This window comes from Phytomonospora endophytica (genome assembly GCF_014202425.1).
Taxonomy (GTDB): domain Bacteria; phylum Actinomycetota; class Actinomycetes; order Mycobacteriales; family Micromonosporaceae; genus Phytomonospora; species Phytomonospora endophytica.
The window spans coordinates 445904-458899 of the sequence record NZ_JACHGT010000002.1 but is presented as its reverse complement, the minus strand read 5'-3'; the positions used below and the strand labels follow the sequence as shown (position 1 = coordinate 458899).

Below are 12996 nucleotides of genomic sequence, written 5' to 3'. Positions count from 1 at the left end.
GGACTCCCGCCCGGACTCCCGCCCGGACTCCCGCCCGGACTCCCGCCCGGACTCCCGCCCGGACTCCCGCCCGGACTCCCGCCCGGACTCCCGCCCGGACTCCCGCCCCAATACCACACCCTCCTCATCCCCGCAACCCACCCCATTCCGTCTCACCCGTGCAGCACATTGGAATTTAATCGGTTTCTGTCTGATCTCTCTTCGGTAACAAAACCCGATTCGCCCCCAATGCGCACCCATCCATTCACTCTCCGTCCACCTCATCCGAACGGTCGGTTCCCTCTGGTACCCGAGGCGCCCTGACTTGCCCGAATTGCCGAACTCCCTGCGTGGGCGCCTCCGATGTTCGATCCAACGCCGCCTATCGTGGCCAAGTCGTTATCCATCCGATGGCTCCGAGCGCTCAACGGCTCGATTTCCTGAGCTAGGTTTCCGTCCCATGGGCTCACAGCCGGTGGCCCGCATCACCGTGTGTGCCGGGGACGAGCGAACAATCACGCCCAGCCAGCGCGCCGGTGGCCCTGACCTCATTTACTTATTTCCAAATGGAGGCTGAAGATGCGCAGTAAGCGCGTCCTGTCGGCCGTTGCCGTGGCAGCCATCGCCGGTCTCGTTGTGACCGCGTGTGGCAGCGGCGATGGTGATGGTGGCTCTGACGGTGCCGGCGAGATCAACCTGAGTCTCGGTGAGCCGAAGAGCCTTATTCCCCCGAACATCGGCGAGACCGAGGGCGGCGCGATCGCGCGTCTGGTCTACTCCGGCCTGTACGACTACGGCAACGACGGCTCGCTCGTGCCCGTCATCGCCGACGGTCAGCCGACCACGACGGACAACAAGGTCTGGACCATCAAGCTCAAGACCGGCTTCAAGTTCCAGAACGGCGAGGAGATCAACGCCGAGCTGTTCAAGAAGTCGTGGGACTTCGCCGTCGACGGCCGCAACGCCAACGGTGGCTCCTACTTCTTCTCGAAGATCTCCGGCTTCGCCGACACGCAGTCCGGTGCGGACCCCGACGGCGAGGAAGGCCCCAAGAAGGGCGCCGACCCCAAGGCCGACGAGCTCACCGGTGTGAAGGCCGTTGACGCCACCACCCTTGAGATCACCCTCGACAAGCCGTGGGTCATCTTCCCGCAGCTGCTGGGCTACACCGCCTTCTTCCCGACCGCCGAAGGGTGCCGCACCGCCGTCGACGCGTGCAACGAGACGCCGATCGGCAACGGTCCCTTCAAGTTCGTCGGCAAGTGGGAGCACGAGACGGCGATCAAGCTCACCCGCTGGGATGAGTACACCGCCGAGAAGTCCTCCTACAAGGACCTCAACTTCAAGATCTACACCGGTTCCTCGGTGGCGTGGCCCGACTTCCAGGCCGGCACCGTCGACATCGCGGCGCCGACCCCGGACGCCTACAACGACGCCAAGTCGACCTACGGCGACAAGATGATCGAGGCCGACTCGCCCAGCACCTGGAGCCTCGGCTACCCGGTCTACGACGAGATCTTCTCCGACGTGAAGGTCCGCCAGGCCTTCTCGATGGCGATCGACCGTCAGGCGATCATCGACGCGATCTTCCAGGGTCAGGGCAAGGTCCTCGACTCGCTCACCCCGAGCATGATCCCGGGCTTCAAGGCCGGCACCTGCGCCTACTGCAAGGTGGACGTCGAGGGCGCCAAGGCGCTCCTGGACTCCAGCAAGTGGACCAAGGGCAAGAAGCTCGAACTGTGGACCAACACCAGCCCGACCGGTGAGAAGATCCTCAAGGCGATCGGTGACCAGCTGAACAAGAACCTGGGCATCGAGTACGAGCTGAAGACCCTTGAGTGGCCCGAGTACCTCCAGAAGAAGACCGACCAGGAGATCACCGGTCCGTTCTTCACCGGATGGCAGCCCGACTACCCGTCCATCGAGAACTACATGGCGCCGCTGTACTCCAGCATCGCCAAGGACGGCTCGGACAACGACTTCGGGTTCTACAACGCTCAGTACGAGGCCCTGATGGCCGAAGGCGACACCGCTCCGGACATGAACGCGGCCAACGCGAAGTACCAGGAGGCCGAGACCATCCTGGGCACCGAACTCCCCATCGCGCCGCTGTTCACCCGCATGACCTCCACGGTCATCGGTGAGCGGATCGACTTCGACAGCGTGAACCGGAACCCGATCCTGGGGACCATCGACTTCGTGAAGCTCAAGCTCGCCTGAGTCTGAGCCTCTGACGAGGCGCTGTAACGCATAGCAACAACCGAGGGTGGTGGCCGACCTGGAACTGTGGCCACCACCCTCGTCACGCCATCAACCGGTCCACGAGCACGAGTAAGAGAGGGGAGGATCCAGTGGGGCGTTATGTGATCAGGCGGCTGCTACAGGCGGTGCTGACCTTCGGCGTTGTCATGTTCCTGCTGCACTACCTGATGTCGCTGGCGATCCAGATCAACGGAAACCCGGTACGCACGTTCTTCGGCGACAAGCCGGTCAGCCCCGAGCTGCTGGCCGCGACCAAGGCCAAGTTCGGTCTCGACGACCCTTGCCTGAGCCGGGTCGGCGATCCGTGCCTCAACCTGTTCGGCAAGCGCATGTCGGACTGGGCGTCCTTCGACTTCGGCACCAACTTCAACCGCGCCGACGTCTCTGAGCTGATCCTCAACGCGATCCCCAAGACCCTCCAGCTCTTCCTCATCGTGACGATCGTCTGGGTCCTCTTCGGCATCACCGCCGGCGTGCTGGCGGCCATGCGCCGCGGCCGCTTCCTCGACTACCTGGTGCGGATCGGGACGACCCTCACCATCGCCATCCCCGGCTTCCTCCTGCTGATCCTCACGCAGAAGATCATCGGCGTCTGGCTGGGCAACTGGGCCCGCGAGGAGTTCGGACGCGACAGCGTCCTGGGCATCATGTTCCAGCCCTCGTACAACGCCCGGTATCCGTGGCTGACGCTTCTCGTACCCGGCATCGTGCTCGGCATCTTCGGCATCGCGGGCATCACCCGCCTCTCCCGGACGAGCATGTTGGAGAACCTGCGCGCCGACTTCGTGCGCACCGCCAAGGCCAAGGGCCTCCGGCAGCGTCGCGTCACGATCGTCCACACGCTGCGCAACTCGCTGATCCCCGTGATCACCCTCATCGGCTTCACCCTCGCCGACGCCCTCGGCGGCTCGGTCATCACCGAGGGCATCTACGGCATCCCCGGCATGGGCAAGCTCGCCTACGACGCCGTCAAGAAGGTGGACACCCCGGTCATCATCGCCGTCACCGCGATCCTGTCGGTGTCGTACATGCTGGTGAACCTGCTCATCGACCTGCTCTACGCCGTACTCGACCCGAGGATTCGCTATGAGTGACGCGAACGTCCAGGTGACCGCGGCGGTGGTCCCCAAGACGCAGAAGACCCGCAGCCTGTGGAGCGACGCGTTCCACGACCTGCGCAAGCGCCCCACGGTGGTCATCTCCGCGCTCGTCATCCTCGTGATGCTGCTGATCGGGTTCTTCCCGGGCCTGTTCAACTTCCAGGGCCAGAACCCCAAGGCCTGCGACCTGGCGCTGACGCGCGGCGGCATGAGCGGCTCGCACTGGTTCGGCTTCGACGAGTTCGGCTGCGACTACTACGCCCAGGCCATCTACGGTGCCGGGCCGTCCATCCAGCTCGCGATCATCGTGGTCACCGCGACCCTGCTGATCGGCGGCCTGTTCGGCGTCCTCGCCGGCTTCTACGGCGGCTGGGTCGACGCGATCTTCTCGCGCGCGGTCGACGTGTTCAACTCGATCCCGTTCCTGCTGGGCGCGATGCTGTTGCTGACGATGTTCCGCGACTGGAAGATCCCGGGCCTCGGCACGCGGTTCCAGGCGATCATTCCCGCCGCGATCACCCTGATCATCTTCAGCTGGACCGGCACGATGCGCCTGATCCGCGCCAGCGTCATCGAATCGCGCGGCCTCGACTACGTGCAGGCCGCCCGTTCGCTGGGCGCTTCGGACCGCCGGATCATGTTCCGGCACATCCTGCCCAACGCGATGGCGCCGGTCGTCTCGCTGATCCCGCTGAGCATCGCCGGCATGATCACCGCCGAGGCCTCGCTGTCCTTCCTGGGACTCGGGGTGCGGCCCCCGGAGATCACCTGGGGCATGATGATCAGCACCGGCGCCGGGTACTTCACCACCGGCTATCCCCGGCTGCTGCTCGTACCCAGCGCATTCCTGATCATCACCATCCTGGCCTTCGTGCTGCTCGGTGACGCGATCCGTGACGCCCTCGACCCGAAGCTGAGGTGAGCCAGATGTCCGATGTCAAGATCAAGTCGGAGATCCTGCCCGACGCCGACCCCACGGCCACGCTGCTGCGGGTCGAGGACCTGCGGGTCGAGTTCCACACCCGCGACGGGATCGCCAAGGCCGTCAACGGGGCCTCCTTCTCCGTCGAGAGCGGCGAGACCCTCGCCATCGTCGGCGAGTCGGGGTCCGGCAAGTCGGTCACCTCGCAGGCGATCATGGGCATCCTGGAGTCACCGCCGGCGCGCATCGCCGGCGGCGAGGTCCTCTTCCACAACGTGGACCTGCTCAAGCTGGGCAAGGAGCGCGCCCGCCGCGTCCGCGGTAACCATGTCGCGATGGTCTTCCAGGACGCGCTGTCGGCGCTGAACCCGGTGTGGACGGTCGGGTTCCAGCTCTCCGAGCTGTTCCGGCAGCACCGTGGGATGTCGAAGAAGGACGCCATGGCGCGTTCCCTCGAACTCCTCGACCTGGTGAAGATTCCCGCGGCCGCGCAGCGGCTGAAGGAGTACCCGCACCAGTTCTCCGGTGGCATGCGCCAGCGCGTGATGATCGCGATGGCGCTGGCTCTCGACCCCGACCTCCTGATCGCCGACGAGCCGACCACGGCCCTCGACGTGACGGTGCAGGCGCAGATCATGCGCCTGCTCAAGGAGATCCAGATCGAGCGGCACATGGGCCTGATCCTCATCACCCACGACCTCGGCGTCGTGGCGGACGTGGCCGACAAGATCTCGGTCATGTACGCCGGCCGGATCGTGGAGCAGGCACCGGTCCTGGAGACCTTCGCGACCCCGGCCCACCCGTACACCAAGGCGCTGCTCAAGTCGATTCCGCGACTGGACACCAAGGGCCAGCGGCTGGAGATCATCAAGGGCCTACCGCCGGTGCTGACGAACCTTCCGCCCGGGTGCAACTTCGCGCCCAGGTGTGCCTACGCGCAGGAAATCTGCACCCGGGAGCTCCCCGTTCTCGCCACGGTGGCCGCCGATCGCGCCGCGGCGTGCCACTTCTCCTCGGAGGTGATCCAGGATGTCTAGCCCCACCGGCGACATCGCCCTGGAGGTCAAGGGACTGCGCAAGCACTTCCCTATCCGGCAGGGCATCGTCTTCAAGTCGACCGTCGGCCACGTCAAGGCCGTCGACGGCGTCGACCTCACCCTGAAGAAGGGCGAGACCCTCGGCGTCGTCGGGGAGTCCGGGTGCGGGAAGTCGACCCTGGCGAAGCTCCTGGTCGGTCTGGAGAGCGCGACGGAGGGATCCATCTCCGTTCGCGGTGAGGACGTCACCCGGCTCGGCAGGGCCGGCATGCGCCGGTTGCGCCGGAACGTGCAGATGGTGTTCCAGGACCCGTACACGTCGCTGAACCCGCGCATGACCGTCGGCGACATCATCGGCGAGCCTTTCGCCATCCACCCCGACGTGGTGCCGAAGGCCGGTCGCCGCAAGGCCGTGCAGGACCTCCTCGACGTCGTCGGCCTGAACCCCGACCACATCAACCGTTATCCGCACCAGTTCTCCGGCGGTCAGCGTCAGCGCATCGGGATCGCCCGCGCGCTGGCCCTCAAGCCGGAGATCCTGATCTGCGACGAGCCGGTCTCGGCCCTCGACGTGTCGATCCAGGCTCAGGTCATCAACCTGCTCGAAGAGCTCCAGGACGAGCTGGGTCTGTCCTATGTGTTCATCGCGCACGACCTGTCCGTCGTCCGGCACATCGCCGACCGTGTCGCGGTGATGTACCTGGGCAAGATCGCCGAACTGGGCACCGAGGACGAGATCTACGAGTCCCCGATGCACCCCTACACCCAGGCGCTGCTCTCCGCGGTGCCCGTCCCGGACCCGACTCTTCGCGGTCACCGCGACGAGATCGTCCTGGAAGGCGACGTCCCGTCGCCGGCCAACCCGCCCTCGGGCTGCCGGTTCCGGACGCGCTGCTGGAAGGCCACCGACAAGTGCGCGGCCGAAGAGCCGCTCCTGCAGATCCGTCAGGGCGCACCCCACCCCAACGCCTGCCACTACGCCGCGGTCCGAGACGTGGTGCACGCCGTCGAGTAGGGGACCGGAAGCAACACGGCCACGGCCGGAAATCGCCCAGCGCGGTTTCCGGTCGTGGCCGTTTTTAGTGCGTCCGTCACTATGCCGCACGGCGTCACACGGCCCACGCGCCACGCCGCCGCAGGAGTGGCCGCCTCCGCCGTGGGGCGGAGATCAAAGCGCTCCCGGGCGGCCACGACGCCTCCGCGCGGGTGCTCCGAAGCGCGCACCGCGCGTGAGCGTGAGCGCTCGAAACCGGCCGGCCGGACGTCCACCGGGCCCCGCCGAAAATCTTCGCTGCTCAGCCGGGCCCTGACAGGTGGCCTACGCCCCTGGCCCGGACGTCTCTTTCCCGCGGCACTGATCGCCCAGCTAGATGACCATAAGGAGGATGGCGCCATCGGCCACTTGGAATCCGGTTGAGCGTCATTCAACGTCTTACACACCTTCATTCCGGCCTGTGATCGACTTGTTATCCAACCGATGACGGGCGGCGTTCTGAAACGGCCCGCGCGAGGCTACGTTGCAGTGAGGAACGGCACTGTGTGGCTCATCACCGACAGTGTCGGTCTCCCCTTGTCCCTGTCCTAAGAGGAGCGACGCGGCCGATGACCGGAATGATCGAGCCGATCACCGACCCCGGGTCTATCGAACCCGAGGTGGTCGTGACGGAGACCGTCGACGGAAAGCAGCAGTCCGTCCACGGCCGTTCGCCCGGCCAGATGGCGTGGATCCGGCTCAAGCGCGACCGTACCGCCCGGGTCACCGGGGCCCTGATCCTCGGGATCCTCCTCGCCGCCTACGGCGTTCCACTGTGGACGGCGATCTACGGCACCGACGCCTACGCGCACAACCCGGACCTGCTCGACCGCAGCTCGGTCCCGCTGGGCTTCGTCGGCGTGAGCGGCTCGCACTGGCTCGGCATCCTGCAGGGCAACGGCGAAGACGTCCTCATGCAGCTGCTGACGGGCATGCGCACCTCGCTGACGATCTCGATCATCTGCGCGATCCTCGCCACGGCGATCGGCGCGATCATCGGCGCCACCGCCGGCTTCCTCGGCGGCTGGGTCGACGCGGTCATCAACTGGATCATCGACGTGATGCTCAGCCTGCCGTTCCTGATCGTCGCCCTGGCGGCCTTCCCGATCATGCAGGAGGTCTTCTTCGGCGGCCCCAGCGAGCGGCCGCTGATCCTCTCCGGCCTGATGGTCACCGGGATCCTGCTCATCTTCGGCTGGGTCGGCACCGCGCGCCTCACCCGCGGCCAGGTCATCTCCCTGCGCGAGCGCGAGTTCATCGAGGCCGCCCGCGCCTCGGGCGCCGGGAACTGGCACATCATCTTCAAGCAGATCCTCCCGAACGTGTGGGCGCCGATCCTGGTCTCCTTCTCCATGGCGGTCCCCGGATTCGTCGGCTTCCAGGCCTACCTCGCGTTCCTCAACATCGGTGTGGGACATCCCCACCCCGACCTTGGCCGCCTGGTCAACTTCGCGGTCGGAAAGATGCAGGGCCTCAACGGCTGGTTCCTGCTGGTCATTAGTGGCGGCACCATCTTCCTGCTGGTGTTGACCTTCAACCTGTTCGGCGACGCCGTGCGTGATGCGCTCAACCCGAAGTCGAACCGGTAAGCCGTGCTGCCCGCACGGAAAACGAATAGAGGAGTAATGGCAGTGAGAAAGCACGCCAGGGTCGCCGTTCTCGGCGGTTTGGTGCTCTCGCTGGCGCTCACCGCGTGTTCCACGAACAGCGGTGACGGCAGCGGCGAAGGCACGAATGAGGGGACCCAGGGCTCCCTCGACATCATCGGTACCGCCGAGGACGCCAAGGGACCGGCCGCGCCGGTCGAGGGCGCTCAGACCGGCGGAACGCTGAAGTACATCGGTCTGACGGACTTCACCCACCTTGACCCGGCGCGCACCTACGTCGGCTCCTTCATGATGATCCAGAGCGGTCTGCTCGGCCGTACCCTGACCGGTTACAAAGAGGTCGGTGACGGCAGCATCCAGCTCGTCGGCGACCTCGCGACCGACTCGGGCAAGGACGTCGCCGGAGACTGCAAGACTTGGGAATTCACGCTCAAGGACGGCCTTAAGTACGAAGACGGCACCGTCATCACCGCTCAGGACGTGGCCTACGGCATCGCCCGCAGCTTCTCGCCCGAGCTCGCCGACGGCGCGCAGTTCCTGCAGAACTGGCTGCAGGAGAGCCGTGAGTACAAGGGCCCGTACGACGGCGCCGAGAAGGTCCCGCCGGGCGTCAAGGTCGACGGCAACAAGCTGACCTTCAGCTTCGACACCGCCCGTTGTGAGGTTCCCTTCGCGGTCGCGATGCCGAACACCACCCCGGTGCCCGAGGCCAAGGACACCAAGACCGACTACGACAACAAGCCGTTCTCGTCCGGTCCGTACAAGATCGAGTCGCGCACCCTCGGCGAGTCGATGACCCTGGTCCGCAACGAGCACTGGGCCGCCGACAGCGACCCGATCCGCCACGCGTACCCGGACAAGTGGACCTTCGAGTTCGGCACCGAGCCCAAGGACAACTCGGTCCGTCTCGACGCCAACGCCTCCGGCGATGAGAACCTGTGGTCGTTCACCGGTGTCCACCCCGACATCCTGGGCAACGTCACCGGCAACATGGACAAGTACAAGGGTCGTCTCGTCCACGGTGAGCAGAAGTACAACGGCTACCTGGCGATCAACAACCTGCGCGTGAAGGACCTGGCCGTTCGCCAGGCCCTGAACTACGCGGTGCCGCGTGACCGCTGGATCCAGCTGAACGGTGGCGAGTTCGCCGGTAAGCCGAACACGAGCTTCATGACGAAGTCCGTGCCGGGTTACAAGGAGTTCAACGTCTACCCGACCGACATCGAGAAGGCCAAGGGCCTCCTCGGCGGCAAGGCCACGAAGCTGCGCTACGCCTACTCCAACGACGGTGAACTGTCGGGCCAGATCGCCGACATGTTCAAGGAGGAGTACGCCAAGGCCGGTATCGAGCTGGAGACCATCGCCATCAGCCCGGACGACTACTACGGTCAGATCGGTGACCCGACCAACAAGTACGACCTGTACTGGGCCGGCTGGGGTGCGGACTGGCCGTCCGGCTCCACGGTCATCCCGCCCTGCCTGGGCGAGGACGGCCTGGTGCTCGACGCCAACACCGGTACGAACTACTCGTTCTTCACCGAGAAGACCATCGAGGACGAGATCGACCGCCTCAGCGGCCTGCCCATCACCGAGGCCCTCCCGGGCTGGGGTGAGCTGGACGAGAAGATCCTGACGGAGTTCGCGCCGTACGTGCCGCTGGACTCCAGCTACAACGTCTGGATCACCGGCTCCAACGTCGGCGGCCAGTACCTGCAGCAGAACCTCAGCACGGTCGACGTCACGAAGCTCTTCGTGCGCGACCCCGCGCTGAACGCCGGCTGATCACTCAGACAGGCGAAAGTACGATCGGCTGACCTGGTCAGCCAGGCGGGGCCACGCGTCACGGCGTGGCCCCGCCGCCCCGAAGGACAAGACAGCCGGGTCTCCGGCGCCGACCAAGGTGGTTTCATCCGATGCTGCGTTTTGTTGTGCGGCGACTACTCCTGATCGTCTTGACGCTGACGGTGGTCAGTTTCGGGACCTTCATGCTCTTCTTCGCCGCTCCCTCCGACCCGGCCCGGATCCTCTGTGGAACCCGGTGCCAGCCCGCACAGATCGAGGCGGTCCGCGACGGACTTGGGCTCGACCGGCCGATCATGACGCAGTACGTCGAGTACATGGGCGGCATCTTCGCCGGGCGGACGCTCGGTGAGGGTGACTGGGCCAAGGACTGCTCGGCCCCTTGTTTCGGCTACTCCTACACGCAGAACCAGGAAGTCTCGGAGATCGTGGCCCGGGCCCTGCCGGTCAGCGCCTCGGTGGCCATCGGCGCCTGGATCATCCAGACCCTGATCTCGGTCTCCTCGGGCGTGATCGCGGCACGCAAACGCGGAACGGCCGTCGACCGCGGCACCATCGCCGCGACCCTCATCGGCGGCGCGCTCCCCATCTACTTCGTCGGCCCGATGCTCCTGCTGATCTTCCGATATCAGCTGGAGATCCTGCCGCAACCCAGCTACACGCCGCTGCTCGACGATCCACTCGCCTTCGCCGGGGGCATGATAATGCCCTGGGCGACCCTGGCCATCGTCGGTTTCGCCTTCGACGCCAGGCTTTCCCGCTCGCAGATGCTGGAGACCTTGGACGAGGACTTCATCCGGACCTCACGGGCCAAGGGCCTCAAGGACCGGGTGGTCTTCTGGAGGCACGCGTTGCGCGCCTCGGCGACTCCGCTGGCGACGTCCGCCGGCCTCGGCCTGGGCGGCCTGCTCGGCGGCGCCGTGGTGACCGAGTCCATCTTCGGGCTCAACGGCCTCGGGAAGCTCAGCCTCGACGCGATCACGGCCCGCAACCTGCCGATCGTCATGGCGACCGTGCTGATCGCGGCGACCTTCGTGGTGTTCGGGACCTTCATCGTCGACATGTTGTACGCGGCCATCGACCCCCGTGTCCGGCTGAGCTAGGAGGCTTGGAGAGTTGAGCACCGTCACCACGGGCACCCCGTACCTAGAGGTCGAGGACCTGAAGGTCCACTTCAAGACCGAAGACGGCATCGTCAAGGCCGTTGACGGGGTCTCGTTCAGCGTCGAACGCGGCAAGACCCTCGGCATCGTCGGCGAGTCCGGTTCCGGTAAGAGCGTCACCAGCCTGACGCTCCTGGGGCTGCACAACATGCGCGCCACCACGGTCACCGGCCGGGCCTCGGTCGGTGGCACCGACGTGGTCGCCGCGCCGCACTCCACCGTGCAGAAGATGCGCGGCAAGGACATGGCGATGATCTTCCAGGATCCGCTGACCGCGCTGCACCCGTACTACTCGATCGGCCGCCAGATCGTCGAGGCCTACCGGATCCACCACAAGGTGTCCAAGGAGGTCGCGCTCAAGCGCGCCGTCGAGATGCTCGACCGGGTCGGCATTCCCGAGCCGCAGCGCCGGGTGAAGCAGTACCCGCACGAGTTCTCCGGTGGTATGCGCCAGCGCGCGATGATCGCCATGGCCCTGGTCAACGACCCGGACCTGATCATCGCCGACGAGCCGACCACGGCCCTCGACGTGACCGTCCAGGCCCAGATCCTCGACCTGCTCGGGGATCTGCAGAAGGAGTTCAACTCGGCGATCATCATGATCACCCACGACCTGGGCGTGATCACCCAGATCGCCGACGACGTGCTGGTCATGTACGGCGGCCGCGCGGTCGAGAAGGGCACCGTCGAGCAGGTGCTGCGCAAGCCGCACCACCCGTACACGTGGGGCCTGCTCAACTCGGTGCCCAGCCTGCACGGTGACGCCAGCGAGGACCTCAAGCCGATCCCCGGCAACCCCCCGAGTCTGCTCAACGTGCCTTCCGGCTGCGCCTTCCACCCGCGTTGCGCGCACGCCATGCTCGGCGGCGACGGTCCCTGCGCGAAGATCCGGCCCGAGCTGGAAGTGGTGCAGGGCCTGAAGAACCACACGGTCGCGTGCCACCTCTCCGAGGCCGTCCGCGCGACCATCAGCGATGAGGTCATTGAGAAGGTGGACGCCTGATGACGCAGACTGACGCGGCCGCGATTCCCGAACAGCGGGCGGCCGACGCCCGCGGGCCGATCATGAAGGTCAGCAAGCTGACCAAGCACTTCCCGGTGCGCGCGGGACTGCTCGCCACCAAGCAGAACGTCCGGGCCGTCGACGGGCTGGAGTTCGAGGTCGGCCGCGGCGAGGCCCTCGGCCTCGTCGGCGAGTCGGGCTGTGGCAAGACCACGACCGGCCGCATGCTGGTCCGGCTGCTGAAGCCGACCGCCGGTGAGATCGTCTTCGACGGCAAGGACATCACGCACCTGAAGGGTGGTTCCCTGCGCTCGCTGCGGCAGGAGCTGCAGATCATCTTCCAGGACCCGTACTCCTCGCTGAACCCCCGGCACACGGTCGGCGCGATCGTCGGCATGCCCTTGAAGGTCAACAAGATCAACCCGCCCGGCGGGGTCAAGAAGCGGGTCCAGGAACTGCTGGAACTGGTCGGGCTCAACCCCGAGCACTACAACCGCTTCCCGCACGAGTTCTCCGGCGGTCAGCGTCAGCGCATCGGCATCGCCCGCGCGCTCGCCCTGAACCCGAAGATGATCATCGCCGACGAGCCGGTCTCGGCGCTGGACGTGTCGATCCAGGCGCAGGTCATCAACCTGCTCCGGGAGCTGCAGCGCGAGCTGGACCTGTCCTTCGTGTTCATCGCGCACGACCTGTCGGTGGTCCGGCACTTCTGCGACCGCATCGCGGTGATGTACCTGGGGAAGATCGTCGAGGTCGGCGACCGGGTCCAGATCTACGAGAAGCCGTCGCACCCGTACACGAAGGCCCTGTTGTCGGCCGTTCCGGACGTGTCGAAGATCGGCGACAAGGCGACGGGCCGGATCCGGCTGGAGGGCGACGTGCCGACGCCGATCAACCCGCCGTCGGGTTGCCGCTTCCGTACGCGCTGCTGGAAGGCGACGGAGAAGTGCGCCACGGAGGAACCGCCGCTGGTGACCACGTCGACGGGCGCCACGGCGGCCTGTCACTACCCCGAGACCTACTGAACCGAAGGCTTTCCACCCGCACCTGACGGCCCCTCCCGTACCCACCCCACGGGAGGGGCCGTCGC

General features: G+C 66.2%; 10 protein-coding genes. All 10 read left to right on the top strand.

Features of this window, described 5'->3' with window-relative positions; all coding sequences use genetic code 11:
• Nucleotides 1-558: 558 nt before the first annotated feature.
• On the top strand, nt 559-2199 hold the full coding sequence (locus HNR73_RS05390; protein WP_184786136.1) for a peptide ABC transporter substrate-binding protein: 1641 nt from the start codon (nt 559-561) through the stop codon (nt 2197-2199).
• 131 nt (nt 2200-2330) lie between these two features.
• Complete coding sequence (locus HNR73_RS40615) at nt 2331-3335, top strand: ABC transporter permease (RefSeq protein WP_184786135.1); 1005 nt, start codon at nt 2331-2333, stop codon at nt 3333-3335.
• Entirely contained in the window at nt 3328-4263 is a 936-nt protein-coding gene (locus HNR73_RS05380) for an ABC transporter permease (RefSeq protein WP_184786134.1), read from the top strand. The genes HNR73_RS40615 and HNR73_RS05380 overlap by 8 nt, the downstream gene beginning before the upstream one ends.
• A gap of 5 nt (nt 4264-4268) precedes the next feature.
• Nucleotides 4269-5300 (top strand): ABC transporter ATP-binding protein, encoded by a 1032-nt coding sequence (locus HNR73_RS05375; protein ID WP_184786133.1) that lies wholly within the window; start codon nt 4269-4271, stop codon nt 5298-5300.
• On the top strand, nt 5293-6315 hold the full coding sequence (locus tag HNR73_RS05370; protein ID WP_184786132.1) for an ABC transporter ATP-binding protein: 1023 nt from the start codon (nt 5293-5295) through the stop codon (nt 6313-6315). The genes HNR73_RS05375 and HNR73_RS05370 overlap by 8 nt, the downstream gene beginning before the upstream one ends.
• 587 nt (nt 6316-6902) lie before the next feature.
• The gene (locus HNR73_RS05365; protein WP_203685962.1) at nt 6903-7922 is read left to right on the top strand and encodes an ABC transporter permease; all 1020 of its coding nucleotides are present in this window, start codon (nt 6903-6905) and stop codon (nt 7920-7922) included.
• Nucleotides 7923-7964: 42 nt separating this feature from the next.
• Entirely contained in the window at nt 7965-9722 is a 1758-nt protein-coding gene (locus HNR73_RS05360) for an ABC transporter substrate-binding protein (protein ID WP_203685960.1), read from the top strand.
• Between the two features lie 131 nt (nt 9723-9853).
• Nucleotides 9854-10843 carry an ABC transporter permease gene (locus HNR73_RS05355; protein ID WP_184786130.1) on the top strand — a complete coding sequence of 330 codons (990 nt, stop codon included), beginning with the start codon at nt 9854-9856 and terminating at the stop codon, nt 10841-10843.
• Between the two features lie 13 nt (nt 10844-10856).
• On the top strand, nt 10857-11906 hold the full coding sequence (locus tag HNR73_RS05350) for an ABC transporter ATP-binding protein (RefSeq protein ID WP_184786129.1): 1050 nt from the start codon (nt 10857-10859) through the stop codon (nt 11904-11906).
• Nucleotides 11906-12931 (top strand): ABC transporter ATP-binding protein, encoded by a 1026-nt coding sequence (locus HNR73_RS05345; protein WP_184786128.1) that lies wholly within the window; start codon nt 11906-11908, stop codon nt 12929-12931. Before HNR73_RS05350 ends, HNR73_RS05345 begins: the two co-directional genes overlap by 1 nt.
• Nucleotides 12932-12996: the final 65 nt, after the last annotated feature.